Below are 26,341 nucleotides of genomic sequence, written 5' to 3' on the forward strand. Positions count from 1 at the left end.
AATGTTGGCGAAACTCACGGAGTAGGGCATTCATCATATTTTGATTTCCTTACCTTCTGTACTATTATCTCTTTCCGAAAGAATTTCTGTGAGCTACAATTCTAAAGACTATTATAATTATTGGTATTAAAAAAGAATGGCAGAATTAACCCCTAACCCTAGTTTTAGTTTGACGGTCAAGTTAGAATTATTAAACAGGGCTGGTACTTTAGCAAAAGTTACCCAAGCTATTGCGGATGTGGGCGGTAGTTTGGGAGAAGTATTATTAATCGAACGTAGCTTAAAGATTACTAAAAGAGAATTACATATCGACGCTTCTAGCACCGAACACGCAGAGAGAATTGTTCAAGCGATTAAAAGTATTCCTGAAATTAAAGTATTACATATTAGCGATCGCACCTTCGACATCCACCGAGGCGGTAAAATCCATATCCAAAACCGTATCCATATTTCCTCCTCCTCCGACTTAGCCATGGCATACACCCCCGGGGTAGGGCGCATTTGTCGGGCGATCGCCGATAACCCTGAAAATGTTTTCTCCTTGACCATTAAAAGCAACGCCATTGCCATTGTTACCGATGGTTCAGCGGTTTTGGGGTTAGGAAACCTAGGCCCTGAGGCGGCTCTGCCAGTGATGGAAGGGAAAGCCATGTTATTTAAAGAATTTGCCAACATCGATGCCTTTCCCGTGTGTCTCAATACTCAGGATGTGGAAGAAATCATCCAAACCGTTAAAAATATGATGCCCGTATTTGGGGGGGTAAACCTCGAAGACATCGCCGCCCCCCGTTGTTTTGAAATTGAGAGAAGATTACAAGAGGAATTAGATTTTCCCATCTTCCATGATGATCAACATGGTACAGCCATTGTTAGTATTGCGGCGCTGATTAACGCCCTCAAATTGGTTAAAAAGGAAATCAGTGATATTAAAGTAGTTATCAACGGTGCAGGGGCTGCAGGCATTGCGATCGCCCGTTTACTCCAAAAAGCAGAATGCCATGGCATCGTCCTGTGTGACTCGAAGGGTATTATCAGTAAAGATAGAGAAAACTTGACCCCCGAAAAACAATCTTTAGCGGTAGAAGAAAAAGGAAGCCTCAAAGATGCCCTCGTGGGTGCCGATGTATTTATTGGGGTAAGTGCACCCAAAGTGGTAACTAGGGATATGATTCGCAGTATGGCAAAAGATCCCATTGTCTTCGCCATGGCAAATCCCATTCCCGAAATTCAACCCGAATTAATCCAAGATGATGCGGCGGTAATTGCCACAGGCAGAAGTGATTATCCTAACCAGATTAACAACGTGTTGGCATTCCCCGGCCTTTTCCGTGGGGCTTTAGATTGTCGTGCCAAAACCCTCACCACCGAGATGTATTTACAGGCCGCAAAGGCGATCGCCTCTTTAGTACCACCGACGGTATTAGACAAAGAACACATCATTCCTTCCGTGTTTGACGAGCGTATTGTTCCCACAGTGGCAGCCGCCGTCCAACAGGCCGCCCGTGAAGCAGGAGTCGCTAGACTATAAATTTTTAAGTAGTATGACCAAAAAATCCTCTGACTGTTCCCTATTCCCCGTTCCCTGTTCCCGCCCTCATGAAACAATTTTAGAATCAATCACCCCTGCCACTGACAGAGGACAGTAAAATCGGTTATGATATAATTTGCTGTGTTTATACGAAAAAATAATTTAAATGGCTAAAAAATCTATGATTGCACGGGAAGCAAAACGTGCAAAACTAATTGCAAAATATGCTGACAAAAGGGCTGAACTAAAAGAGCAATTCAAACAAGCTCAAGATCCCTTAGAAAAATTAGAAATTCACCGTCAACTACAACAATTACCCCTCAACAGTTCCCCCGTACGTCAACGCAACCGTTGTTGGGTTACTGGAAGACCTAGAGGCTATTACAGTGACTTTGGTTTATCTCGTAATGTTCTCAGAGAATGGGCTCACAAAGGTTTATTGCCCGGGGTTGTTAAATCTAGTTGGTAAAAAGGGTTTCTTCAGGGGCAAAGGTTTATTCCTTGCCCTTTTTTTTATGTCGTTGATTCGTTTTCCACGGTAATTGTTGTTTGTTCTTCTTCGGCGGTAGAACAATAGGCATAAACGTAACTCAACATTGTATTCCAGATGGCGATAGAGATAATAGCGAGAATGAGCAAGGGAAATTCTCGGGGAATCTGAAATAATAATCCTACAATAATTAAAATTGAGCCTAAACTATCAGAAACCGTGAGATTGTGGATTTTATATAATACTGTCCTTGATGATAGTAAGGATGATGTACCCCAAAACCAGAAAAATATACCAATGGTAATAAAAAAATAAGTGAATATATCAGTCATAGATTTGTTTTGTGTCCTCGAGATTTCCTTTTCAAGTTATGATCGATGGTATGGAAGGAGTCTATTCCTTGTCATTATATTTTAAGTTTATTTTTGATCATGTGGAAATCCATTTTGAAGAGCAATGTAATTGTTGCTTTAATTTTTTCGGTGTGTTTATGGTTGGGGTTTTCTAGTCCTGCTCTAGCTTTGGGGGGAGTTCAACCCACTTTAAATGAACCTGCCCCAGAATTCTCTCTCCCTAGCAATGGTGAAGATATAGAGGTTTCTTTAAATGATTTTCGGGGTAAGTGGGTAGTGGTTTACTTTTATCCCCAAGATTTTACCCCCGGTTGTACCCTTGAAGCGCAAAGATTTCAACGAGATTTAGCCGAATATGAGAAAAGAAACACTCAAATTGTGGGTATCAGTGTAGATGATGTTCAATCCCATGAGGATTTTTGTGATTCGGAAGGTTTAAAGTTTCCTTTGTTGGCGGATACCGATGGGAAAGTTAGTAAAGCCTATGGCTCTTGGTTGAGTGGTCGTTCTTTACGTCATACTTATATTATAAATCCTGAAGGGGTTTTGGTTGCCAAGTTTTTGGGGGTGCGTCCTGTGATTCATAGTCAGGAGGTTTTGGCTACCCTTGATGAGCTACAAGTTAATTAAGGAGTTGTGATGAAATTACCAAAACTTAGTCAGGGGGATATTGATAGGATTGTAGAAATGGCTTGGGAGGATAGAACTACCTTTGATGCCATTGAGTTACAGTTTGGTTTGTCGGAAAAGCAGGTGATTGCTTTGATGAGAAAGGAAATGAAAAGTTCTAGTTTTAAGATGTGGCGCAAACGGGTTTCTGGTAGGAAAACAAAGCATCTCAAGAAAAGAGATTTTCTGGTAACTCGGTTTAAGTCTGATAATCAAAAAACTTAGTTTTAATTTAGTTAGAGGCGTGATCCCGCAGGGATCTGCTCCGCAGTACGCCAAGGGGTAAGATTTGCCCTTCTTTTTTTGTGATACAGTTAGGGAAAATAACCAGCTATTTCGCATAAACTAATTTAAGAGTGTTTACAGGATTAATACAAGGTACAGGGAAAGTTAAATCTTTAGGTAATGATTTATATGCGATCGCCATTGACCGAAAAAACAACCAAAAAATTACCCACGACTTAGAATTAGGAGACAGTGTCGCCGTGGACGGAGTTTGTCTTACCGTCGAAAAAATTACTAAAGATGGCTTTGTTGCCACCGCCTCCCCCGAAACCCTCCAAAGGACAACCCTAGCCAGAAGTACCCAAAATCAAAGCCCCGTAAACCTAGAAACCTCCCTGAGAGTAGGTAGTAAAATCGGAGGACATTTTGTTAGTGGTCATGTGGACGGTATTGGCTGCCTAACAGAATCAAAGCAAACCCAACAAGCTTGGGAAATGACCTTTTCTAGCCCCCCCACCCTTAAAGTTGAGTGGGAAAAATATCTCGCCCCCTATATCGTGTCAAAAGCTAGTATTGCGGTTAACGGTATCAGCCTTACCATTGCCGAGTGTGATAGCGATGGTAGTTGCTTTAAAGTGGCAGTAATACCCGTTACCTATGCTGATACAAACCTCGCTCAATTAAAAATAGGTGATTGGGTAAACCTAGAAAGCGACATTCTCGGTAAATATGTTGATAGACTAATTAGTCATCGTCTTGGAAAACAACCCATACAAGCAGACATCACCCTAGATTTTTTAGCCCAGCATGGATATGGATAATTAATAAAAACTACTCAAATCTAAATACTTCTCCATATAATCCGCCAACGTATCAATTAACTCCTCCCTATGCTGACGATAATTAGATATTCCCGTGGGCAAAGATGGTAAACCTCGCTTATGGCGCAGATGATTTAACCACGAGCGCCTCCAGGCACCATTATCAAAAATACCATGGAGATAACAACCCCACACCGACAAACTTTCATTAACCAGCCCTAAACTAGGATCATCAAATAAAGACATACATTTGATTTTACGTTTTTTCACCAAAGGAGTAACCAACTCTGTATAACCCTGATGAATTTCATAACCATCCACAGGAAAACCACCTTGAGGATAATTGGCTGATATTTCCCGTTGACGGGTAATTTTTTCAGGTTTGAGGGTAGTTTCAATGGGTAACAAGTCAATACCTTCTGTTTCGGGAGAAATACTCTCAAAATTTTCAGGATCTAAAATTCGATGTCCTAGCATTTGATAACCACCACAAATGCCAAATACTGTGCCTCCTGCTTTTTCATATTCCAGAATTCTTTGTTTCATTCCCGTTTTTTCTAATACCATCAAATCAGCAATGGTGGCTTGAGTCCCTGGAATTATTACCGCATCGGGAAACCCTATGTCCTCATGGGGTTCTATGTACTCTATTAAAACATGATCTTCTGCTTCGAGGGGATCAAAATCAGTAAAATTGTAAATTTTCGGTAACTTGATAATTTTTATGTGTAAATAGTGATGACCTTTACCATGGGTGCGTTTTAATAATTGGAAAGAGTCTTGAGAAAGAGACTCCGTATCAAACCAAGGCACTACCCCCAAAATTGGTATGCCCGTATATTCCTCTAGCCATTCAATGCCAGAATGGAGGATAGACTTATCTCCCCGAAACTTATTAATCACAATTCCTTTAACTAAAGCTCTTTCTTGGGGTTCAAGGAGTGCTAAAGTTCCTACTATATGGGCAAAAACTCCCCCTCTTTCAATGTCTGCCACCAAAATAGTATCGGCATTAAGATGGGTTGCAATCTTCATGTTAGCTAAATCTTGATGTTTCAGGTTAATTTCTGCGGGGCTACCTACCCCTTCACAAATAACAAGATTAAATTCCTGTCCGAGGGTTGATAAAGACTCTTTGATAATTTCCCAACCTTGCTCAAAGTATTTTTGATAATATTCTTGGGCATGGGCTACTCCTACCAAATGACCTTGAAAAAGCACTTGGGATGTCATTTCTCCATGGGGTTTTAGGAGTACAGGATTCATCTCTACCCTGGGAGTTGTTTTAGCCGCCCATGCTTGAAAGGCTTGAGGATAGCCGATTTCTCCCCCACTGCTGGTGAGGTAGCCATCGGACGCCATATTTTCTCCTTTAAAGGGAGTTACTAACCATCCTTTACGCCAAAAAAGACGACATAGCGCAGCCACAAGGGTTGATTTTCCTGCGTGGGATGTGGTACCCACAACCATAATTGCTTTCATTTATTTATTTTAGTTGTTGGGAAAAATATCGTCGTTGGGTTAAGTTGTTTAATTGTTATTTTGCATTAATATTGCTTTATAGCTTACCCTATCCAATTAATAAATTAACAAAAAAAACAGCCCCTTTTCACTAATGAAAGAGGCTTTGCTTTAGGTAAATTTTAATCATAGTTTTTTAATCAGGATATTGTCCGCCTACACCGATGTTTGTGTTGTAAATGGTTGCTTCTTCAATGTTGAGGTTATGTATAAAGGCATTATCAACATGAGTATCAAACAGAGTAGCATAGGCTAGGTTCGTATTGTTTAGGTTTGCATAGTTCATGGTTGCATTGGTTAAAAATGCCCGATGAAGGTCAGCATAAGCAAGGTTTGCACCATCTAAGTCTGCTCCTTCTAGGTTGGCGTAACGTAGATTTGCTCCTCTTAAGTCTGCGTTTCTCAAGTCTGCACCGATAAGATGAGTTTCTTGTAAGTCTGCGTTTCTTAAGTCACAGCCCATACATTGGTTTGTTTCTATCAGTTGTTTTACATGGTCAGCATTTTGGGCGATCGCTTCAGGGCTTACTATAACACTAAGGGCGATCGCACAGGGTACTGCCACAACAGTTAATAAATTTTTCATGAATTTTTCCCCCTATCTATATATGGTATTTTATCTTTATTTCCCTAATATATCTCTTAATATTACAAGGATTTTACAAAGCAATTAGTTTTATCTATCTAGTCATAAAAAGTAATAAACTAGCTTTTAAAGATAAATAAGACTCAACATTAAAATTAAGCATTTATAATTAATCAAATTAATACAAATTAATGATTGTCTTAATAGTTAAATAATACGATGATTAGTTTATAACTCTTATTTATCAAAGACTATAAAAAGTATTTCTACTAACTTGAACTTTATTAATTGCTATACTTCTACAATAACAAATGATTAAAGATACACAGGTAGGGTAAAGCGAAAACAGCTGCCCTGATTTCCATTATCATCAACCCAAATTTGACCGTAATGAGCATTAATTACCTGACGACAAAGAGCCAATCCAATGCCATATCCTTCCTGTTTTACATCCCTTTCTAAACGAAAATGACCATCAAAAATAAGCTCTTTTTTTTCTGGGGGGATACCCGAACCTGTATCAATGACACTAACTTCTATTTTTTGAGTAGTTTTATGAAGAATAGCAACGGTAATTTTTCCCTGATTAGGAGTGTATTTAATAGCATTTTCAATCAAATTAACTAATACTTGATATATCAATTCTGGATCAGCATATACCGCAGGTAAATCTTGGGGAATATCTTTGACTAAATATTGATTTTTAATCTTAATTTTTTCACTAAAGCTATTAAGTAAATCATTACATAAACTAGGTAAACTAACTTTAATAGGTATAATATTGAGTTGATGATTGGTCTTTTTCGATGTTTCTAATAAATCAGTAATCATTTTATTCATCACTTTAAACTGCTTTTTAGCCTGTTTACAAAGTTTTTTTTGTAGCTGAAATAACTTCTCTTTATCAGCTTCATTCATGGCTAATTCAATGGTTTCTACCGCAATAGATGCAGCGGTTAAAGGATTACGTAAATCATGTACCAACATCGCCAACATTTGATCTTTAAAATCCAATTGTTGTTGCAAATTTTCCACTTCTTGCCTCAGCTGAAAAATATCATCACTCAAACGAATCAACTCAGAAGAAGGTAAACAAGTTTCTAAAATAGAATCTTTTGCACTTGTTTCTGTATCGAAATTTTGAGTCAAAGAGTGTTGCCACTTATCCCACCATTTCTGCAACTGGGCTGTTAAATTACTTCCTGCAAGGGTTTGTTGGGGGGCTGGATTAACTTTCACGAGGGATGGAGTAGCAACCAGTTTAAAATGTTCTACCAGATGGGGATATTTACTAATTTCTAATACTTCTAACTGAAATTGATAATCACGGGTTAGACTTTGAAGATAAGTTTTTATTTCTAGAATATTTTTCTGCGAACTATGACGATTATCAACAAATAATAATAGTTGAAGAGATTTTTTTGTTTGTTCTATATTTTTATCTTTGTCTTCGCCAAAAATTAAATCACTGTCTGATGGATACATCGTGAATATCACTCCCCATGGGCATATTTTTGTTGCTACTATTACCAATTTATAGTATTTTCTAGGTTTTATTTTACTGTGAGGATATTTTTTTTGATAAATATTTGATGTTTTTCTCGGGAAGACACAAAAATAGAAAGTAACGGTGCGTGTAATATTTTAATTTATGTATATACCAATGTACCGAAATATTTAAAATTATTGGTGAATTTACGCTAAGTAAGTAGGCATAATTAAATCGATTTAGGCAAGGGGGTTTAAACCCCTTGTTCATAAGAGTCTTAATAAAATAAGAGCTATAATTAATTTCGCCAACCTACTTAATTAAGATTTAGTTATTAATAAAAAAGTATTTATTCACTTTTATTTTTTTACTTCTTGAGTTTGTAATATTTATATTATTATAAAATATTTATTTTTCTATGAATTATAAACTCAATAATTTATTCATTATCTATTAAAATTTGTATATCAATGTCTTGATAAAATTCTTCTTGAGATAGTTCTACTTTTGACTGGGATGATAGTAGTAATAATGCCCAAAATACTCCTACTTTATCTTTTTTAGGAGTTTCTTGATATTGACTCCAAGAGGTTACTAATTGTTCTAGTTTTATTTGCTCTCGGGTTTCGGATATACGAGATAAATTTTTCGTTAAAAATATGTTTAAATCTTGGGCTAGTTGAGTTAAGTTTTCGTCATGGGCTAACTCAGTAATAGTTTTTAAAGCCTGTTTCTTGGTATATTTTCTTTTTTTATTTAAATTTAGTCCATGAAGGTTACTAGCTTTCTTTAACTCTTTTTCAATGTCTTGCAGTTGAGTAATAAATTCTGACAATGTAACTCTTCTTTTGCGAGGAGGAAGGGCTGATGTTCTTCTTTTTATTTGTTGTTCTAAATTTGATTGTAGATGTCTTTTTCTGATAGTATTTTCAAGATCTTCTTCTATATAAATTTCTTCATTTTCTATTTCTTTTTGACCTAGTTTTTCGAGGGTATCTGCTTTTAATAAAACGAGCATTGATGCCCACAACATTACTTGCCCTGAGTGGGATAAATCTTGATCTAAAATGTCTATTGTATGACTTTCTTTAAGATTTAATTCTGCTAAAAAACGATCTATTATTTCTATTACTTGCACATCCCAAGGGTTAATTTCTCCTTTTTGGGCTAAGTCAATTAATACGGCGATGGCTTCACTAGCAGGACTATTATTTTTCATTATTTATAAATGCAATGTATGGGGAAGAGGTTTTAACCCTTTATGGGGTAATGATGGCAGAAAAGTAATTAACTAAAAAAAACGGAAAATTAAATATAAATTTAATTCTCCATTATCAATTATTAATTCTCAATTATTTATGAGGGCTTTTTGGGCTTCTTCTCTGTCATCAAAATGAATTTTTTCGGTGCCTAAAATTTGATAATCTTCATGGCCTTTTCCTGCAATTAAGACTCCGTCACCTGCTTGGGCGGTTTTGATGGCCGTTTCAATGGCTAAAGAGCGATCGCCCTGTACAATAGGTTTAATATGATTAGGAATACCCGCCAAAACATCTTCAAGGATTTGAGTGGGGTTTTCTGTGCGAGGATTATCGGAAGTTACTACCACTACATCGGCTAAATCAGCGGCAATTTTACCCATTATAGGGCGTTTTGTGCGATCGCGATCGCCCCCACAACCAAACACACATATCATTTTACCCTTAATAAAAGGACGGGATGCTTTGAGTAAATTTTCCAAACTATCGGGGGTATGGGCATAATCCACAATAACAGTAACATCCTGATTCGGTTTAGCTTCCACCCTTTCCATGCGCCCTGGCACCCCTTTAAACTGGGGTAAACCTTGGGCAATGGTATCTAAGTCAATACCCAGTTGCAACACGGCACCAACTCCAGCCAAAAGATTTGCTAGGTTAAACTGCCCAACGAGGGGGGAAGAAAATTTAATTTCTCCTTGGGGAGTATGTAAAATCCCCTCCACTCCATTGGCTTGATATACTAAATCGGTGGTGTACAAATCCGCTTCCGTATTGGTAACACTGTAACTCCAGACATTTTCCACAGATTTAATCAATCTTTGTCCATAGGGGTCATCATAGTTAATAATGGCTTTACCATGGAGATATTCTTTGTTAAATAGGAGGGCTTTGGCTTGAAAATAATCCTCCATATCTTTGTGATAATCGAGGTGGTCTTGGGTTAAATTGGTAAATACAGCCACATCAAAATGACACCCTTTTATTCTTTTTTGGGCGAGGGCATGGGAGCTTACTTCCATTATGGCGTATTGGTTTCCAGCGTTTACGGCTTCTGATAACTGTCCTTGTAAATCTATGGCGAAGGGGGTGGTATGACTAGCGGTTTTTTGATAGTCTTGCCAACGGGCATAAAGGGTGCCAAAGAGGGCGGTTTTTTTCTGGGCTTGTTGTGAGAAAAATTCGATTAAGTGAGTGGTGGTTGTTTTGCCGTTAGTACCTGTAACCCCTACCATGGTTATTTTTTGACTAGGATAGTCATAAAATTTACTGGCCATTTGCGCACAAATATCATTCATATCGTCGGCTACTATGACGCAGTCAGAATTTGTGGGGGCAATTTTATCATAGGCTTCTTTACTTATTATAGAGGCGATCGCCCCTTCGCTCAAAGCACTTTGCCAAAACTCTCCCCCGTCAACCCTTGTGCCAGGCATCCCGATAAATACATCCCCCGATGACACCAACTGAGAGTTAGTCACAATTCCTTTAACTTCAAAATCCAAGGCAGGATGCTCAGGAATAGAGTTAATTTGTTCTAAATTGGACAATAATTGACGTAATTTCATCAAACTTCACCCCTCACTTAACAATAAAAGATTTTTACTATCTTATAGCAATATTTTGGGGAATGGGGAACAGGGAATGGGCAATGGTCATAAAATAATAAATTAATTAGTAGTGATAATGAGTAATAGCTCATCATCTGCTTTTGTGGGGTAATAAACCCAACTTTAAAAAACTATGCCCCTCGCCTTTGGGAGAGGGGGTGGGGGTATTGTTAATCAATGGTGCGACAAGCGACACACTGAGTTAACCGTTGAATGAGGGATTTATAAGGAATTTTATCAATAATCTCGGCGGCGAAGGCATCGAGGAGAAGATGACGGGCATCATTTTCATTTAAACCACGGCTACGGAGATAAAAAATTTCATCGGCTTCTAATTGGCTAACCGTTGCCCCATGGGCGCATTTCACGTTATCCGCAGTGATTTGTAACTCTGGTTTGGTGTTAATCCTTGCTTTGGGAGATAACAATAAATTGCGATTTAATTGGGTAGCGTTGGTTTCTTGGGCTAGTTTTGGCACATTTACTCTACCATTAAAAATACCGTGTCCAGAGTCATCTAAAATATATTTATGAAGTTGATTTACGGTACCATAGGGATAATTTAAGCTCACATGGCTATGGGTATCAGCAATCTGTTTTCCTTGTACCATGGATAAACCATGGAGGTTAGTGTGGGTTTGTTCACCTTTTTGGAGAATGTCTAGGTTATGACGGTACAATTTTCCACCTAAACTGATTTCATTTATAGTATAACTACTGTTACGGTGCTGGGCGATCGCACTTAAGCCAATATGAAAACCATCCCCCGATTCCCGTTGAATACGACAATGATTTAAAGAAGCATTTTCCTGTAAATGAATTTCGGTGACAGCATTGGTAAAATAAGGCTTTCCACCCACCGCATCAGAACAACCAACGCTTGTCGCACCATAATATTCTATAATCTCACAACGAGAATTAACCTCCCCCACTATCAAAATACGGGGTTGCACCAAAATAGGTAAATCTTCCTTTGCCACAATATGCAGTAAATGGATAGGAGTATGACACTCTATATTTTTATCAATCCACACCACAAAAGCATCATTAATTCCTGCCGTATTTAAAGCCGAAAAAACTTCATTTTCAGGTTGATTTTTAGTTAAAAAATGACCAACTTTTTCTTTTTTACTATCATCTAAATCAGCTAAATTACCCACATAAACCCCATCGGGCAATCCAGACACATCAGACAAATTTTCATCATAAAAACCATTCACGAAAACTAACCGAGAATTAGACGCTTCTTGCAATTTAAAACCATCTAAAACAAAATTAGATAAACTCTGTTTCGTTGGACGATGAAAATCAACTTTTTGTAAAGCAGTCAAATCGGTAAAACGCCATGCTTCATCTTTACTGGTAGGAATATTTGATTTAACTATCTCATTAGCAGATTTTTGTCTTACTTGCTCAATAAAACTGCCTAAATTATCGTCAAAATTAGTTTTGTCACTTTGTCCTACCTGTAATAAACCACCTAAATAAGCATCGTTGTTGACTTGAAAGTTATTAGGATTTAAAGTAGCCACTGAATCAGACATAAAAATATATTATAAAATTTACAACAAAAAATAATAAACCTAACACCTACAAATACACCTCCCTTAACAAGGGGCACGGGGCCCCTTGCCAGAGAATTTTTCCCCTTATCACCAAGTTTTGATACCTCGTCATCAAAATAAATTTCATTGACGTAATATTCTTGATGAATTAATCAATTAAACCTCTACTAATTGCTCATCTTCCAAGAAATCATAACCCCTTTCTTCCAACTCAATAGCCAAACTTTTATCACCACTTAAAACAATTTTTCCTTGGGACATTACATGAATAAAGTCAGGCTTAATATAGTCCAATAATCTTTGATAATGGGTAATTAATAAGAAAGCATTATCAGGCTTTTGTAACTGATTTACCCCCTCAGAAACAATGCGTAAAGCATCAATATCTAAGCCAGAATCAATCTCATCTAAAATGCCCAAAGTAGGTTCTAATAAAGCCATTTGTAGGATTTCATTACGCTTTTTCTCTCCCCCAGAAAAACCTTCATTTAAGCTGCGACTAAGGAAAGCAGAATCCATTTTGACAATGCCCAATTTTTCCTCAATTAAATCTTCAAAATCAAAAGCGTCGATTTCTTCTAAACCTAAAAATTTACAACGGGCATTATAAGCCACCCTCAAAAAGTCTAAATTACTTACCCCAGGGATTTCTAAAGGATATTGAAAAGCCAAGAAAATACCAGCCAAAGCCCTCTCATCAGGCTCTTTATCTAGTAAGTTTTCCCCTTTATAGAGAATCTCTCCCCCTGTTACTTCATATTCAGGATGCCCCGTTAAAACTTTGGAAAGGGTACTTTTTCCAGAGCCATTTCGCCCCATAATAGCGTGTACTTCCCCTGCTTTTATTTCTAAATTTACTCCCTTCAGAATAGGGGTGCCATCTACGGAGGCGCTGAGGTTACGAACAGATAATATGGTTTCAGTCATAATAAGTTATTTAATACTGGTGAGCGTTCTTAATTTGTATATATTTTCTTCTGTGGATCTATTTTAAGGTACTTTAGCAACATTTTTGTTGTTTTATTCTTTTTTGCTTGTTAAAAAAACTCCATGAGTCGGATCTGTGATTAAATAAATAGGCGTATGAATAAGTTTTATGAAGGAGAGTTTTTAAATGGATTTATCTCGTATTCCTGCACAACCCAAGGCTGGTTTAATCAATGTTTTAATTGAAATCCCCGGGGGAAGCAAAAATAAGTATGAGTTTGACAAGGATATGAATGCTTTTATTTTAGATAGAGTATTATTTTCCTCGGTGAAATATCCTTATGACTATGGTTTTGTACCCAATACTTTAGCCGATGATGGTGATCCTTTGGATGGTATGGTAATGATGGATGAGCCTACTTTCCCTGGTTGTGTCATTGCGGCGCGCCCCGTGGCAATGTTGGAAATGATTGACGGGGGAGATAGAGATGAGAAAATTCTTTGTGTTCCTGCTGAAGATCCTCGCTATGATCATGTTAAGTCTTTAAAGGATATTGCTCCCCATCGCCTTGACGAAATTGCTGAGTTTTTCCGTTCTTATAAAAATTTAGAGAAGAAGGAAACCAAAATTTTAGGTTGGAAGGATGTTGATCAGGTTGCTCCTTTAGTGCAAGAATGCGTTAAGGCTTATAAGTAATATATAACTTCGTTTTTTTGGTGGGCATTGCCCATCCTACGGGGAGAATACTAAATTTTTAACAAGGGGTTTAAACCCCTTGCCTCGATCATACCTGATACCTTTAAATGGTTTAACAAATAAATTGGATGTCTTTTTTTCCTTCGATAACTTTGCCGATATGGTAGGAGGAAATATTTTCGGCTTCAAAAAATTCGATGGTTTCTTTGACCTTGTGGGGTGGCACAATCACTACAAAACCTACTCCCATGTTAAAAGTATCAAGCATATCTTGTTGATTGACGTTACCTGTTTTGGCTAACCATTTGAAGATGGGGGGAATTGCCCAACTATTGAGGTTTACTTCGATGGAGAGGTTGTCGGGGAGGCAACGGGGTAAGTTTTCGGGGATGCCTCCCCCTGTAATGTGTGCCATGGCTTTGATGCCAAGGTTATTTCCTAGGGCTTTGAGGATGGGCTTTACATAAATACGGGTGGGGGTGAGACAGGTTTCCCCGAGGGTTAATCCTCCTAATTCTTCTGGTTTGTCTTCCCAATTTAGTCCACTTACTTCGATGATTTTACGCACGAGGGAGAAGCCGTTACTATGAATGCCGCTACTGCTAAGGGCGATCGCCTGATCTCCTATTTGTACATCTTTTCCATCTAAAATAGATGCTTTTTCCACAATTCCCACACAAAAACCAGCCAAATCATATTCCCCTACCTGATAAAAACCTGGCATCTCTGCGGTTTCTCCACCGAGTAAGGCACAACCACTTTCTTTACATCCTTGGGCAATGCCTACTACCACTTCTTCTAATTGACTGGGATTTAATTTACCTGTGGCTAAATAATCAAGGAAAAACAATGGCTCGGCGCCTGATGTCAAAATATCATTGACACACATGGCAACTAAATCTATACCCACGGTGTCATGACGATTTAGTTGATGGGCTATTTTTAACTTTGTACCTACTCCATCGGTGCCGGAAATTAAAACAGGTTGTTTGTAGCCAGAAGGAATTTCAAAACAACCACCAAAACCACCTAGCCCTCCTAAAACGCCCTGACGATAAGTGCTTTCTACCGCTGAACCAATTTTATTAACAAATTCTCTTCCTGCTTCAATATCAACTCCAGCCTGTTTATAATCCATATTTTCTAGGTTTTTAAATAACAATAAATTATGACAGTAATCATGTTAGCTAATATGATCATTTATTCTTATCTCGTTTTCTGATCAAATTACTATCACTTTACTAGGGGAAATCATACCATTATTAACTGGATTTTTTATGGTTTTGATGGAATCAGTTTTAAAAAGTGATTGGGGAATAATTAGATATTTTGCAGTAAATCTGGGCGTAATCTGGCAATTTTTCTGATTGTGACTAACCTTCAAGGGGTTTTCTCGTCTTTATTTTTTACTTTGACTCGATTTTTAGATTCCATCAACGATAAAAAACTATAAATTATCACCCCATTGATTAGTTTTCTTTAACTAAAACACCGAAAAAAAAAGTAAATAAACCTACCAATTTAGTGGATTAATCTTTGGTTTTCAACCCAAATAAGGAATACTGAAGTTTTATCTTTTTTGAATAAGTATTTATTACCCCCCAAGCAAAAATGACGTGTTAACTTAGGTAGAGTCAAAATTTATTAACGAATGTAAACATTCCATTATCTAGGAGTAAGAAACAGAATAAACCCGTATTCGGGGTTTTGATCTCATTCAATAAAGAAAAAACTATGCTTACAAACACTTGGAACAACGCTGTTAAGTCAGCCATCACCATTATTTTAGGAGTATCGGGTTTAACCATCGCCCCTAATGTAAGAGCTAATACAGCGAATTTCTCGGATCAAAATACAGCAGGTACTTCTCAGGCACACAATCCTGTTGCTGTACAACTAGACAATGTCGCAGAAGAATTTTTAACTAGCAGAATTTATTCCCATAACTGGCAATCGAAACAGGCCGCCACTTTACACTTCCAAAATATTCCCTTACTTACTTTCGTAGGTGAAAATGAAGTAGAAACTAGCACTAGAGCGAAGGATTTAGCCTCTCGTCTTGACCAACTTCATCAACAACAGGCTGATGCCAATAAAATTGCTGTACGTTGGGATGACCAAAAAGCGGAATATCTTATTCAATACGATGAGCAAGATCTCGTTGCTATCAATGATAACAATATTTTGCCAGATTCTACAGCTAATGCGCAAGTAGATGCTTTACAAGCTGCTAATCGCCTACGCAGATTGTTGGGAAATGCAGAGCCTATCAGTACTATTATTAACCAGCCAGAAACACAATTGGCAAGTACCACTGCGGTAAAGAGTTCTACTGGTAGAGTAATTCGGGGTATTGCTTCTTGGTATGGTCCTGGTTTCCATGGTCGTAGAACGGCTAATGGGGAAAGGTTTAACCAAAATGCTTTGACTGCGGCTCACCGTACTTTGCCTTTTGGTACTAAAGTAAGGGTTACTAATGTGAACAATGGTCGCTCTGTGGTGGTTAGAATTAATGACCGTGGACCTTTTACTGGTGGTCGTGTCATTGATTTGGCTGCGGGTGCTGCTCAGGCCATTGGCTTGAAGGGTAGAGGAGTAGGGCCTGTTACTATCCAAGTTTTGGGTCGTTAGTTTCCATTTTACTCAATTTAATAAGGGGTTTAAACCCCTTTCGCCTAAAAGCTTTTAGCCAAAATTAAATAGTCCCCCATGATAGAATTTAGCTGAGAATTAGTTCTGGAGATGGGGGAATTTTTATGTCTGTAAAGGGCTGATTGCTGAGACAATGCCAATGGCAGGTGTATAAATCTGGTTGTTGTACTTTGATAGAGGCGATGGCAGGGGTAGCAGGAAAGGGCCAAAGGCGATCGAAAATAATGGTTTCATCTACCATACGAAACTGCATGAGATACACCGCAGGAGTGGCATTAATGGATTCTAATAAGTCATGGGCAAGACCATAGAGAGGTTGCCGTAAGTTATCTTTTAAGTCGTAGGGTTGTTCGTAGGAGTTGGGAATTTCCCCTTCGCCGATAACTTCTCCATATACTAATCCTTTGGCGGTACATATAATAGGTAGCCATAAATCTCCTAACCAGAGATGATCTGTACTGGTACGATAGTTAAAGTTTTGTTCTACCCATTTTCGTCTTTTGTCAACCTCGTAACAGGCTTTATAAACGTTGTAGGCTTTGAAGTTAAACCATTCTGGTAGTTTAATGGTTAGGGGACAATAAATTAATTCTGAACTTGGATTGGCTAAAGTAATCGATTTTGACCATAAATCTGCTGCTCCCATAATTTTTACTTCGGTATCAGGGGCGGTGGTGATTATTCCCTTGGTTAATGCCGTTGCCATTTTTTGGGCGATGGGCGCTGAGGGAGATATTTTTCCCTGCTCGACTTGGGCATTGACTATTACAATAACTTTAGACATTCTTTAATCAATATGATGGTTTTTGGTTGTATTGCTATGAGTGGGATTTGTCTTTTTTACCCTTAAAAACAGCAAAAACATAAGCATAGTAGAAAATTAACTATACTTTGTGACACTCTTGCCTTTATGATAGAGATCAACTTGTTGTTAATTATAACTGAATTTGACTTATACTTAGTTTTTCAAACTCTATTATTGATTTTTGTTAACTCTATCGGTTTTTTTGATTAATGCGAGAAAAGTTTTTGATTTGGTTGGATCGTTTTTTAATGGCTGATGTTTTTTTAGTTATTATCAGTTTTGGTTGGTTTGCGATCGCCCTTATGGGTAAATCCATGGGTATTGCACTGGGTTGGGAGATTTGGTACAAACTATGGCAACCCGTATTCAACCCAGCCATCGGAATTTTATTTTTGGGTGCTTTTTCTAGTTGGTTAATAAAAAAATGGAACGAAAAATTCGGATCCTAAAAGTTACTCTTCCATAAACTTATCTTCGGGGTTAGTTTCCACAGGCCAATCGGAATTTTCTCCGCCGATAATTAACTGATTAATGGTTACATAATCCTTGGAAAGTTCTCTCAAGGAATTGATTAAAATATCAATGGAAACTAGGTCACTGGTGCCTAGATCTAACCAACATCTACCCCAGTTACCCAAAAACTCAAACTCCCCCATATTGTGCATCAAAGACATCATCGAATTTTCTGCATAATCAGTGTCATAGTTCATATAACTGATGTCAATTCCTACCTCTTGAACTTGGAAATTTTCCGCATTATATCCTCCTAATTTACCGAGAAAAAACCAAGAATTAAATAACTCTTCAATATATTGTCTTTCCATTTCTTTCGGTACTGTTTCAAACTCGATCCATACCCATAAATCAAAAGGGTTAATTTCTCTAAATAATACTTCCATTTTTATTTTATCTTTTTATTATCACTCTAAATTATACCATTATTTCTATCCTTAAATAAAGGGCGATCGGGCTTTATTTAAACCTAAAATATTTTCAAGAATACTTATATAATATATAATCTAATAAGAAAGATAAAACTATTTTATTTAGACTATGGTAATAAGTGAAAATCATTAAATAAATTTAAAAGAAAAGACCAAGTATTTTTTTTAAGGTGAGACTATTCTTATAACTAAACTTATCGTTAATTTCACTAAGCTAATTCACAAATTGTTAGTAAGAATTAGTTTTTTTTTAAAATCTTTGGATTAATGATTTAAAAAAATTAACTATATTTAAAATAAAGTTTTCCATCGTTAATATTAAAACATCTAATTTTTCGAGGATAATTTCTAAAAAGTGTTTTTCATAACCCATGGTAATAACCTTGGCTTCTATTTCACCTTCGGAGGGATGTTTTTGTACATCAATAAATTTCTTTTCATCTACCAAGGTAATAGTTTTACTTTCCGATGTTACTTTGGCTATCAAATCTTTCTGAGTATCTACCTTATTTTTTGATACGGACAAATCTTTCTTTAGAGGAGTATGGACAACGCTTTTATGGTCAATATTTTTGTCTTGGTTATCTTGAAACTGAAGGGGGTTTTTCTCTCCATACAAGTCTTCCCATGATAGCCAAGGATCGCTGACTTGTCCATCAATTAGAAATAATTCCTTTGTGCTTTGAGAGAAGGTTAGGGGTTTATCTTTATCAAGTTTAATATTGAAGAAATAATCGATCGCAGCCCATATCAAGGCTTGAATATTAAGGGGGTTATCATCATGGTTAATCACACTATCAAATTTACTTTTTACCACAGAAGCCTGATTTAAGCCTTTAACCATCAGCTTCTCTGTTTTAGCTTGTATTACTGGTAAAATTTCTTGGCTTTGAGTAACTATTCCCTGAATTTGTTGGGTAATTTCTTTATTAGTTTTTGATAGATGATGTTTTTCTTTTAAAGTATAATTATCACATTTATCATTCTCAATAGTTTTATTATCTATATCTTTTGAAGTAAAAAAGTAATTAATTGCCGCCTCTATTAACGCTACAAAATAAGCTTTTTCCTGTTTATTAACATTATCTAATGACTGCGAATTATTTTCTTGAGATTTAACTATACTCTCTTCTTTTTTTAATACTGTTAAAGCCCCCTTTTCAATTTTGAAAAATAGTTTATCAATAAAAAGGATAACTTTATTAGAATCTGGCTCAATATTTTGGTTATTTAATGATGTTTCTTCTGGGGGCTGAGTTGAGATTAAATCAGATTTTTTTAGTTGTTCTAAATCTTGGCTTATTTTACGATTTCGAGAAAAAAGTTTAAAGGGATTAATTAAATCAAAGGAAGGTTTAAGTTGCTTTTTATCATTGGAGTTTTCTGTAGTTAATAATCCTTTCTCCGTTTTATATTCAGTAATAACTGTATCAATTATCGTTTTAATCTCTTCTTGATGACGAGGAGGAAAAACTATTTTTATTTGATTTTTAGGTTTAGCGATAACGATGTTATGATTATCAATTAAACTAGCCAAACCTTTGACTGATTTTCTCTTTAGTTTGGGTATTTCAGGAATATCAATTATTTGCTCTGATACTTGTTCTAAGATATAGTCTGAGGATACTTGTTCGGAAGTTTTATTTAGTTGTTTTTTAGAAATATTTTCTGAAGTACCTGTAAAGATATTACCTATTTTCTTAGTATTTTTTAATAGTACGTAAAGAGGATAAAGAATTGTAGCGATTCCTGTATTAACGGTTTGAGTAAATTGCCTTACCGATATGCCTAAAGATGAATTAATTTTTAAGTACTGACGATTGAAAAAATTAAGTAATCTACTTTTGTAGCGAGTGGATGATTCTTGGTTAGAAGACATGGCAAACGTCAGTAGGTTTTTATTTTAAAGGGATTGTTCCTTCATGATTCATAGTATAGAACTTTTTCTAAATCACAGAAAATCATTTATTGTTTATACCCATGGAAAAACCGAATAGATAAATCTGCGGGGAAAAAATATTAACAAAATTATGACCACTCAAAAGTCCATGACTATGACTATGAAATAGTTAAAACAACGAGTACGGAGGGATTCGAACCCCCGACACCCAGAACCGGAATCTGGTGCTCTATCCCCTGAGCTACGCACCCATAATAAATATATAAGATACCATTTTTTTGGTTCCTTGACAAAGTATTTTTTAAGGACTGCAAAATAATATTCATAGGGTAAGAGTATAATTTTCAATAGTGGTAATTAGATTAACGTAGGAAGAAATGGAACTGAGTAGGGAAGAAATCAACTATTATCGAGAGCAATTAGAAGATTGTGAGATTGCTCTGAGGGCTTTGGAAATTATTGAGGATTGTGAGGGGGATTTGGTAGATTCTGCTACTAACATCGCTCTGTCTATTGGGCAAAGTCCTGATAGGATAGACTGGCTTGAAGGTATGGCAAAAAGATGTCGAGTTGCTATTTGTCACCAAGATTTGAGGCAAGATTTACAGGACAATTACATTGAACCTGCCGTAAAATATTTATTAGAGCGTAAAATTTGTCCTCCTTTGTTGGTTACTCCTGTTATTATTTATGCACTTAGGCAGGGTATTGATGGTTTTTGCGAGCCTCTGAGTTATCAGTTATTGGCTAATAATGATTAGGGGTAATGGTTTAAGTTATTCAATTTGAAGTTTTTAGATTTAAGTTTATCTATGAGTAAAACAAAATCGGTAGTGAGTAAGGCGACGGAAGTTTTTAGTTTACAGATTGCCCCCGCTAGGATAGTGAAGGGGGATGATTGTTTAAAAAATGCTGGGGGTGAAATTGCAGAGTTGGGCAAACGCCCCATGGTGGTGGGTGGTGATAATACTTTGAGGGTAATTGATAGTTATTTGGCTCCTATTTTTGAGGAGTATGGTTTAACTGCTAGTAGTGGAAGTTATGCCCCTGATTGTTGTGAGGTTTCTTTGGCAAGGTTGGAAGGGTTGGTAAAATCCCATGAGGCAGATTTTGTCATCGGTGTTGGGGGTGGCAAGGCTTTAGATATGGCTAAGTTAGTGGCTTTTAAGGCTGGATTGCCTGTGGTTACTATTCCTACTTCTGGGGCGACTTGTGCGGGGTGGACTGCGCTGAGTAATATTTATTCTCAGGAGGGGGCTTTTTTGTACGATGTGAGTTTGAGAAGTTGCCCTGATTTGTTGATTTTGGATTATGGTTTGATTGCCTCTGCCCCCCTTCACACCCTCATAGCGGGCATTGGAGATGCGATCGCCAAGTGGTACGAGGCTTCTATTAGTAGTGGTAATTCCAGCGCTACATTGACCATTGCAGCGGTACAACAGGCTAGGGTGTTAAGGGATATTTTATTTCAAAAGGCAGAAAGTGCTATTTCCCATCCCCTCAGCGAAGATTGGAAAGAGGTGGTAGATGCCACGGTATTACTAGCAGGGGTAAGCGGTGGTTTGGGCGGTGCAAATTGTCGCACAGTGGCTGCCCATGCGGTGCATAATGCCCTTACCCATTTACCCCATAGTCATCACAATCTCCACGGGGCAAAGGTATCTTACGGCATCCTCGTGCAACTGAGACTGGAGGAAATGCTAGATAATAATAAGTTGGCAGCTACTTCAAGGCAACAGTTAATCAAGTTTTATCAAACCCTTGGTTTACCTTGCACCCTTGAGGATTTGGGTTTAGATAAAATTACCCTTGAGGAATTACGCCACTGTGCCCAAATTGCTTGTCAGCCCAAGTCTGATATTCATCGTCTGCCTTTTGTTGTAAAACCTGAGCCATTGGTGGCAGCTATGGTATCAACTACTGTTGTTTAAGTTTTAGGGATTAGATGTTAGGTTAAAATGCTTGTTATTTTATGATTTCAGCATAATATTAATGTTTGGTAAACCATAATTTAGATCAAGTGTTATTAATCGATTGTGTAGAAAATCCCCCTGCCCTTGCAAGGGGGGACAAAAAAATCGAAGTAATCCTTAACATTTCGTTGAACTATGGATTGAGGGCAAAATCAATTAATTTGTCCACCAAATCGGCAAATTTTACCCCTGATGCTTCCCACAATTGGGGATACATACTGAGGGTAGTAAATCCGGGTAGGGTATTGATTTCGTTGATTAACACTTCCCCTGTTTCTTCCACATAGAAAAAGTCCACCCTTGATAACCCTTGACAATTGAGGGCATGGAATGCATTGAGGGACATTTCTTGAATTTGGTTAACGATATTTTGAGGTAGTTGGGAGGGGATGATTAACTGGGCTTTGCCGTCGGTATATTTAGTTTCGTAGTCATAAAAATCGGCATCATAGGTAATTTCGCCCACCACGGAGGCTTTGGCTTGGGCGTTGCCCAACACAGCGCACTCTACTTCTCTGGCTTTTACCCCCGCTTCTACGATGATACGGGTATCATATTGGGCTGCCATGTCGAGGGCTTCTTCTAATTCTTGACGGGTGTTGGCTTTGGCAATGCCCACAGATGAGCCTAGGTTAGCAGGTTTTACAAAGCAGGGATAGCCAAGGGTTTCGTCAATGCGATCGCACATTTTCGGGAATACACAAGGGCCAGACAAAACTTCATCTCTGGTAACGGCAACATAGGCAACTTGGGGCAGTTGGGCTTGGGCAAAGGCATTTTTCATGGCAATCTTATCCATACCCAAAGCCGAACCCAAAACACCACTTCCCACAAAGGGTACATCCATCAGAGTTAATAATCCTTGTACTGTGCCATCTTCTCCATTGGGTCCGTGTAGGATAGGAAACCACACTTGTATTTCTTGACATGGGGCTGGAAATTGCCATTTTGAGCCTTGGGAATCGGTGTCGTCAGGGATGCATGATGCTAAAATTTGCGTTGATTTTTTAGGCTCTAACCATACTCCATTTTGATTGATATAAAAGGGAATTACCTGATATTTTTCCTTATTCTCTCCTGTTTCTAGGGCTTTTGCGATCGCCCGTGCCGATTTAATTGAAACCTGATGTTCCCCAGAACGTCCACCAAATAAGAGTCCTACCTTTATTGTCGTCATTTTTATATTTTTCTAGTATGAATAATTAACTCTTGTTTTATAACATAGAGCAGATAATATCAATCTGTGTAATTATCCATTATCCATTGTCAATTTTCAATTATTTAAGCGCTGCGCAACGCCACAATGGGATCTAATTTTGCAGCCTGTCTGGCAGGTACGACGCCAAAAAATAACCCTATGCCCCCAGAAACACTAACCGCAAGGGCAACCGCCACAGGAGAAGCCGTAGTGGGTAAAGGAGAAAGTAAACCCACGAGGGTTAAACCACCCACCCCAATGGCTGTGCCAACGACACCCCCCGCAGCAGAAATAATCACTGCTTCGATGAGAAATTGTAAGAGGATATTTTCTTCTGTTGCCCCAATGGCTTTACGAAGTCCGATTTCCTGAGTCCTTTCGGTAACAGAAACGAGCATAATGTTCATTACCCCGATGCCCCCCACCAAAAGGGAGATAGCCGAAATGGCCGCCAACATGATGGTTAAACCCCCTGTAACAGTATCAACGATGCTTAAAACATCCTTTTGGGTTTCCACTACAAAATCATCTTCCCCCACAATTTTATGCCGTAATCGAAGCAAATTTTCGATTTGAAATCTAGCCGCCTCAATGCTGTTAGAATCCTTTGCAGACACGTTAATGACGTTTACCTGAGTACCAAATTGAGATGTACGCCCTACCAATTGATTTGCCATGGTGGTTAGGGGTATATAGACAGTTTCGTCCTGATTAGTGCCTAGAAACGAGCCTTTTGCCTCCATTACACCGATTACCTCAAAATTAACGTTTCTGACCTTAATGGTCTGTCCGATGGGATTTTGGTTGGGAAAAAACTGAGTGGCAATTTCAGGCCCGATGACTGCGACTCTGACACTGCGACTTACTTCGGTATCATCAAAAAAGCGTCCCTTTTCCACCACGAAACTACGCACAGGTAAAAATTCGGGGGTGACACCCGTGACTAAAACATTATTATTTCTACTTCCTGCGGTGACAAGAAAACGACCATTGATTTGGGGTGATACATTTTCCACGCTAGGCACCTGAGATGCGATCGCCTCTGCATCACTTAGTACAAGGGTATTAGGAGTTTCAAAGGTGGTACGCCGACTTTGTCTGTTACCCGGAATGACAAATAAAACGTTAGCCCCTAAAGATTCAAATTGTTCGGAGGCTAATTGTTGCGCCCCTTGCCCGATGCCAATCATACCGATAACAGAGGCGTTACCAATAACGATACCAAGCATAGTGAGACTACTACGCATTTTGTTCGCCATTAGGGTGGTGGTAGCCATTTTTAGAGTGTCAATTAGTTTCATATTTTTCTCATCTTTTTTTCATAATTTTATCAAAATATATTTTCTATTTTAAAACAGAATTTCAAAAGCTGGTAATGGAGAAAAAGCATTACAATATGAGTGGTTATTTATTTTTATTCTTACTATTAATCGTGAATTTAATTACTATTTTATTAACCTCTTTTGGCTTAGCAATGGATGCTTTTGCTGTGTCTGTATGTAGTGGCCTAACTATTAAAAAAGTTCAATTTAGAGATGCTTTATTAATAGCGACTTTTTTTGGCGGTTTTCAGGTTTTAATGCCCATTATTGGCTGGTTTTTTGGTTTAATATTTCGTGATTTTCTTCCTAATTTTGATGATTGGATTGCTTTTGTTTTACTTGGTTTTATCGGTATAAAAATGATCATGGAAGCCATGGAAGATGGGGCGGAAAAATTGGATAAAAACCCCCGTAATCTTTATAGTTTGTTTGGCTTGGCGATCGCCACTAGCATTGATTCTTTGGCAGTGGGCTTAAGTTTTTCCTTGGTTGAATCGGGCATTGTTAATCTTTTAATTGCCGTGGGGATTATTACTTTTTCTCTCTCTTTTGCTGGGGTAATTTTAGGGGGCAAATTCGGACATTTGTTTGAGAAACAAGCGGAAATGATTGGTGGTATTATCCTTATTTTCCTCGGTTTGAGAATTTTACTACTTTAGGAATTAGAACTTGAGTAAATAATTCTGTTATTGCTGAATTTAGATATGATTTTTACTTTAGGCGGGGAATGGGCAATGGTAGTAATATAGGATATTTGTTGTAATTTAATAATATTTCATACCATAACCCGTGCAACGCCATAATCCTTCGATTGTTTTCAATTAGTAGATTTTATTAGTTATCCAAACAAAGAATTAATGGTTTCCTTACCTAAATTTACCCCATTGAGACGATCAATTTCTCGGATACCTGTGGGGCTAGTTACGTTTACTTCTGTTAAATAACCCCCAATCACATCAATACCCACAAAAGTCAAGCCATCAGCAATTAATTTGGGGGCGACGGTGTCACAAATTTTCAAGTCTTGGGCTGTAATTTCCGTTTTGGCAACTCTACCCCCTACGGCCATATTTCCTCGAAATTCCTTGCCTGTGGGAATGCGATTCACTGCGCCAAGGGGTTTACCATTTACTAAAATTATTCTTTTATCTCCTTCCTTGGCAGCTGGGAGATATTGTTGTACCATCACAGGTTCTTGTCCTTGTTTTGTGCTAATTTCGATAAGGGAGTTAAAATTGCGATCGCCCTTTTGCAAAAATAAAATACCTTCTCCTGCTTTACCGCCTAGGGGTTTGATGACAGCTTCCCCTTTTTCTTCGAGAAAATCAGCTATTACGGACTTACTTTGAGTAACGATGGTATCGGGTATTACGGAAGGGAAATTGAGGGCATATATCTTTTCGTTAGCACAACGGATGCCTTGAGGAGTGTTAATAACTTTTGTGGTGGAAGGGTTAATGAGGTCTAATATATAAGTAGCATAAAGATAACCGATAGTTACGGGAGGATCTTTACGCATAAAGACTCCATCAAAAGATTCTAGGGGTAAAAATTGTGATTCTTGGAGACTATACCAATTATCCGAACTTATCCAATGATTATCCACCAATTCAACGGGCTTGAGGGTGACGGGCTGTAAATGCCCATAGGCTTTACCATCAACAATACTCAATTGAGGTACATAAGTAATCCAAATTTCATGACCGAGAGTTTGTGCGGATTCCATCATAGCTATACTACTATCATGGGTAGGATCTAATTTTGAAATCGGATCGATTATAAATACAAATTTCATGAGTTATTGTGA

At 37.7% G+C, this 26,341-nt stretch carries 26 protein-coding genes and 1 tRNA gene; 11 read left to right on the forward strand and 16 right to left on the reverse strand.

The genetic code is table 11. The annotated features are described in order from the left end of the window. The first annotated feature begins 136 nt into the window (after positions 1–136). Both AA637_RS09400 and rpsN read left to right on the forward strand, forming a co-directional pair. The gene (locus AA637_RS09400) at positions 137–1,528 is read left to right on the forward strand and encodes a malic enzyme-like NAD(P)-binding protein (RefSeq protein WP_446682545.1); all 1,392 of its coding nucleotides are present in this window, start codon (positions 137–139) and stop codon (positions 1,526–1,528) included. A 166-nt stretch (positions 1,529–1,694) separates the two neighbouring features. Next, entirely contained in the window at positions 1,695–1,997 is a 303-nt protein-coding gene (rpsN, locus tag AA637_RS09405) for a 30S ribosomal protein S14 (protein ID WP_446682546.1), read from the forward strand. 44 nt (positions 1,998–2,041) lie between these two features. Here the strand turns inward: rpsN and AA637_RS09410 are convergent, their stop codons facing one another. Next, positions 2,042–2,350, reverse strand: coding sequence for a monovalent cation/H(+) antiporter subunit G (locus AA637_RS09410; protein ID WP_069789639.1), 309 nt, complete (start codon positions 2,348–2,350; stop codon positions 2,042–2,044). 99 nt (positions 2,351–2,449) lie between these two features. On the opposite strand from AA637_RS09410, the gene AA637_RS09415 reads away from it, so the two are divergent. The 3 genes from AA637_RS09415 (at position 2,450) to ribE (ending at position 4,086) form a co-directional block, all read left to right on the forward strand. After that, positions 2,450–3,001, forward strand: coding sequence for a peroxiredoxin (locus tag AA637_RS09415; protein ID WP_446682547.1), 552 nt, complete (start codon positions 2,450–2,452; stop codon positions 2,999–3,001). Between the two features lie 9 nt (positions 3,002–3,010). Continuing rightward, the gene (locus tag AA637_RS09420) at positions 3,011–3,265 is read left to right on the forward strand and encodes a TIGR03643 family protein (protein ID WP_446682548.1); all 255 of its coding nucleotides are present in this window, start codon (positions 3,011–3,013) and stop codon (positions 3,263–3,265) included. Positions 3,266–3,396: 131 nt separating this feature from the next. Beyond that, a complete protein-coding gene (gene ribE, locus AA637_RS09425) occupies positions 3,397–4,086 on the forward strand; it encodes a riboflavin synthase (protein WP_446682549.1) in 690 nt (229 codons plus the stop codon). On the opposite strand, the gene cobQ is transcribed toward ribE, so the two are convergent. The 7 genes from cobQ to sufC all read right to left on the reverse strand — a co-directional run bounded on the left by cobQ (position 4,087) and on the right by sufC (position 13,043). Further along, a complete protein-coding gene (gene cobQ, locus AA637_RS09430; RefSeq protein ID WP_446682550.1) occupies positions 4,087–5,568 on the reverse strand; it encodes a cobyric acid synthase CobQ in 1,482 nt (493 codons plus the stop codon). A 175-nt stretch (positions 5,569–5,743) separates the two neighbouring features. Continuing rightward, entirely contained in the window at positions 5,744–6,193 is a 450-nt protein-coding gene (locus AA637_RS09435) for a pentapeptide repeat-containing protein (RefSeq protein ID WP_446682551.1), read from the reverse strand. Positions 6,194–6,508: 315 nt separating this feature from the next. Further along, the gene (locus AA637_RS09440; RefSeq protein ID WP_446682552.1) at positions 6,509–7,678 is read right to left on the reverse strand and encodes a histidine kinase; all 1,170 of its coding nucleotides are present in this window, start codon (positions 7,676–7,678) and stop codon (positions 6,509–6,511) included. A gap of 443 nt (positions 7,679–8,121) precedes the next feature. Next, on the reverse strand, positions 8,122–8,901 hold the full coding sequence (locus AA637_RS09445; protein WP_446682553.1) for a segregation/condensation protein A: 780 nt from the start codon (positions 8,899–8,901) through the stop codon (positions 8,122–8,124). Positions 8,902–9,030: 129 nt separating this feature from the next. Then, positions 9,031–10,509, reverse strand: a complete 1,479-nt coding sequence (locus AA637_RS09450; protein ID WP_446682554.1) for a UDP-N-acetylmuramoyl-L-alanyl-D-glutamate--2,6-diaminopimelate ligase — start codon at positions 10,507–10,509, stop codon at positions 9,031–9,033. Between the two features lie 212 nt (positions 10,510–10,721). Then, positions 10,722–12,095: a Fe-S cluster assembly protein SufD gene (sufD, locus tag AA637_RS09455; RefSeq protein WP_446682555.1), complete on the reverse strand. Its 1,374-nt coding sequence runs from the start codon at positions 12,093–12,095 to the stop codon at positions 10,722–10,724. A gap of 177 nt (positions 12,096–12,272) precedes the next feature. Continuing rightward, complete coding sequence (sufC, locus tag AA637_RS09460) at positions 12,273–13,043, reverse strand: Fe-S cluster assembly ATPase SufC (RefSeq protein WP_446682556.1); 771 nt, start codon at positions 13,041–13,043, stop codon at positions 12,273–12,275. A 187-nt stretch (positions 13,044–13,230) separates the two neighbouring features. Here sufC and AA637_RS09465 point away from each other — a divergent pair, with 187 nt between their 5' ends. Continuing rightward, the gene (locus AA637_RS09465) at positions 13,231–13,740 is read left to right on the forward strand and encodes an inorganic diphosphatase (RefSeq protein ID WP_446682557.1); all 510 of its coding nucleotides are present in this window, start codon (positions 13,231–13,233) and stop codon (positions 13,738–13,740) included. A 112-nt stretch (positions 13,741–13,852) separates the two neighbouring features. On the opposite strand, the gene purM is transcribed toward AA637_RS09465, so the two are convergent. Beyond that, on the reverse strand, positions 13,853–14,878 hold the full coding sequence (purM, locus tag AA637_RS09470; RefSeq protein WP_446682558.1) for a phosphoribosylformylglycinamidine cyclo-ligase: 1,026 nt from the start codon (positions 14,876–14,878) through the stop codon (positions 13,853–13,855). Positions 14,879–15,474: 596 nt separating this feature from the next. On the opposite strand from purM, the gene AA637_RS09475 reads away from it, so the two are divergent. Further along, positions 15,475–16,371, forward strand: coding sequence for a septal ring lytic transglycosylase RlpA family protein (locus tag AA637_RS09475; protein WP_069789629.1), 897 nt, complete (start codon positions 15,475–15,477; stop codon positions 16,369–16,371). Positions 16,372–16,459: 88 nt separating this feature from the next. Here the strand turns inward: AA637_RS09475 and AA637_RS09480 are convergent, their stop codons facing one another. Further along, the gene (locus AA637_RS09480) at positions 16,460–17,176 is read right to left on the reverse strand and encodes a hypothetical protein (protein WP_446682559.1); all 717 of its coding nucleotides are present in this window, start codon (positions 17,174–17,176) and stop codon (positions 16,460–16,462) included. Positions 17,177–17,406: 230 nt separating this feature from the next. On the opposite strand from AA637_RS09480, the gene AA637_RS09485 reads away from it, so the two are divergent. Further along, entirely contained in the window at positions 17,407–17,646 is a 240-nt protein-coding gene (locus AA637_RS09485; protein ID WP_446682560.1) for a hypothetical protein, read from the forward strand. Between the two features lie 3 nt (positions 17,647–17,649). On the opposite strand, the gene AA637_RS09490 is transcribed toward AA637_RS09485, so the two are convergent. The 3 genes from AA637_RS09490 to AA637_RS09500 all read right to left on the reverse strand — a co-directional run bounded on the left by AA637_RS09490 (position 17,650) and on the right by AA637_RS09500 (position 20,292). Beyond that, on the reverse strand, positions 17,650–18,096 hold the full coding sequence (locus AA637_RS09490; RefSeq protein WP_446682561.1) for a DUF3531 family protein: 447 nt from the start codon (positions 18,094–18,096) through the stop codon (positions 17,650–17,652). A 295-nt stretch (positions 18,097–18,391) separates the two neighbouring features. Continuing rightward, positions 18,392–20,020, reverse strand: coding sequence for a hypothetical protein (locus AA637_RS09495; protein WP_446682562.1), 1,629 nt, complete (start codon positions 20,018–20,020; stop codon positions 18,392–18,394). Between the two features lie 199 nt (positions 20,021–20,219). Then, positions 20,220–20,292 (reverse strand) — tRNA-Arg (locus AA637_RS09500). A 126-nt stretch (positions 20,293–20,418) separates the two neighbouring features. Here AA637_RS09500 and AA637_RS09505 point away from each other — a divergent pair. Next, on the forward strand, positions 20,419–20,802 hold the full coding sequence (locus tag AA637_RS09505; RefSeq protein WP_446682563.1) for a hypothetical protein: 384 nt from the start codon (positions 20,419–20,421) through the stop codon (positions 20,800–20,802). 51 nt (positions 20,803–20,853) lie between these two features. After that, positions 20,854–21,972 (forward strand): iron-containing alcohol dehydrogenase, encoded by a 1,119-nt coding sequence (locus tag AA637_RS09510; protein WP_446682564.1) that lies wholly within the window; start codon positions 20,854–20,856, stop codon positions 21,970–21,972. 175 nt (positions 21,973–22,147) lie between these two features. On the opposite strand, the gene AA637_RS09515 is transcribed toward AA637_RS09510, so the two are convergent. Further along, complete coding sequence (locus AA637_RS09515; protein ID WP_446682565.1) at positions 22,148–23,191, reverse strand: D-alanine--D-alanine ligase family protein; 1,044 nt, start codon at positions 23,189–23,191, stop codon at positions 22,148–22,150. 104 nt (positions 23,192–23,295) lie between these two features. Beyond that, positions 23,296–24,513 carry an ABC transporter permease gene (locus AA637_RS09520; RefSeq protein ID WP_446682566.1) on the reverse strand — a complete coding sequence of 406 codons (1,218 nt, stop codon included), beginning with the start codon at positions 24,511–24,513 and terminating at the stop codon, positions 23,296–23,298. A 131-nt stretch (positions 24,514–24,644) separates the two neighbouring features. Here AA637_RS09520 and AA637_RS09525 point away from each other — a divergent pair, with 131 nt between their 5' ends. Continuing rightward, complete coding sequence (locus AA637_RS09525) at positions 24,645–25,193, forward strand: manganese efflux pump MntP (RefSeq protein ID WP_446682567.1); 549 nt, start codon at positions 24,645–24,647, stop codon at positions 25,191–25,193. 179 nt (positions 25,194–25,372) lie between these two features. On the opposite strand, the gene gshB is transcribed toward AA637_RS09525, so the two are convergent. Further along, a complete protein-coding gene (gene gshB, locus AA637_RS09530; protein WP_446682568.1) occupies positions 25,373–26,329 on the reverse strand; it encodes a glutathione synthase in 957 nt (318 codons plus the stop codon). Positions 26,330–26,341: the final 12 nt, after the last annotated feature.

Source organism: Cyanobacterium sp. HL-69 (assembly GCA_002813895.1).
GTDB lineage: Bacteria > Cyanobacteriota > Cyanobacteriia > Cyanobacteriales > Cyanobacteriaceae > Cyanobacterium.

Coding starts and splice junctions, on each gene's coding strand:
- gshB (WP_446682568.1), bottom strand. CDS start 26,329: ATGAAATTTGTATTTATAATCGATCCGATTTCAAAATTAGATCCTACC.
- AA637_RS09465 (WP_446682557.1), top strand. CDS start 13,231: ATGGATTTATCTCGTATTCCTGCACAACCCAAGGCTGGTTTAATCAAT.
- AA637_RS09520 (WP_446682566.1), bottom strand. CDS start 24,513: ATGAAACTAATTGACACTCTAAAAATGGCTACCACCACCCTAATGGCG.
- sufD (WP_446682555.1), bottom strand. CDS start 12,095: ATGTCTGATTCAGTGGCTACTTTAAATCCTAATAACTTTCAAGTCAAC.
- purM (WP_446682558.1), bottom strand. CDS start 14,878: ATGGATTATAAACAGGCTGGAGTTGATATTGAAGCAGGAAGAGAATTT.
- AA637_RS09485 (WP_446682560.1), top strand. CDS start 17,407: ATGCGAGAAAAGTTTTTGATTTGGTTGGATCGTTTTTTAATGGCTGAT.
- AA637_RS09445 (WP_446682553.1), bottom strand. CDS start 8,901: ATGAAAAATAATAGTCCTGCTAGTGAAGCCATCGCCGTATTAATTGAC.
- AA637_RS09440 (WP_446682552.1), bottom strand. CDS start 7,678: ATGTATCCATCAGACAGTGATTTAATTTTTGGCGAAGACAAAGATAAA.
- AA637_RS09475 (WP_069789629.1), top strand. CDS start 15,475: ATGCTTACAAACACTTGGAACAACGCTGTTAAGTCAGCCATCACCATT.
- AA637_RS09495 (WP_446682562.1), bottom strand. CDS start 20,020: ATGTCTTCTAACCAAGAATCATCCACTCGCTACAAAAGTAGATTACTT.
- AA637_RS09490 (WP_446682561.1), bottom strand. CDS start 18,096: ATGGAAGTATTATTTAGAGAAATTAACCCTTTTGATTTATGGGTATGG.
- AA637_RS09400 (WP_446682545.1), top strand. CDS start 137: ATGGCAGAATTAACCCCTAACCCTAGTTTTAGTTTGACGGTCAAGTTA.
- AA637_RS09515 (WP_446682565.1), bottom strand. CDS start 23,191: ATGACGACAATAAAGGTAGGACTCTTATTTGGTGGACGTTCTGGGGAA.
- AA637_RS09510 (WP_446682564.1), top strand. CDS start 20,854: ATGAGTAAAACAAAATCGGTAGTGAGTAAGGCGACGGAAGTTTTTAGT.
- AA637_RS09415 (WP_446682547.1), top strand. CDS start 2,450: ATGTGGAAATCCATTTTGAAGAGCAATGTAATTGTTGCTTTAATTTTT.
- AA637_RS09505 (WP_446682563.1), top strand. CDS start 20,419: ATGGAACTGAGTAGGGAAGAAATCAACTATTATCGAGAGCAATTAGAA.
- cobQ (WP_446682550.1), bottom strand. CDS start 5,568: ATGAAAGCAATTATGGTTGTGGGTACCACATCCCACGCAGGAAAATCA.
- rpsN (WP_446682546.1), top strand. CDS start 1,695: ATGGCTAAAAAATCTATGATTGCACGGGAAGCAAAACGTGCAAAACTA.
- AA637_RS09435 (WP_446682551.1), bottom strand. CDS start 6,193: ATGAAAAATTTATTAACTGTTGTGGCAGTACCCTGTGCGATCGCCCTT.
- AA637_RS09410 (WP_069789639.1), bottom strand. CDS start 2,350: ATGACTGATATATTCACTTATTTTTTTATTACCATTGGTATATTTTTC.
- AA637_RS09480 (WP_446682559.1), bottom strand. CDS start 17,176: ATGTCTAAAGTTATTGTAATAGTCAATGCCCAAGTCGAGCAGGGAAAA.
- AA637_RS09420 (WP_446682548.1), top strand. CDS start 3,011: ATGAAATTACCAAAACTTAGTCAGGGGGATATTGATAGGATTGTAGAA.
- sufC (WP_446682556.1), bottom strand. CDS start 13,043: ATGACTGAAACCATATTATCTGTTCGTAACCTCAGCGCCTCCGTAGAT.
- AA637_RS09450 (WP_446682554.1), bottom strand. CDS start 10,509: ATGAAATTACGTCAATTATTGTCCAATTTAGAACAAATTAACTCTATT.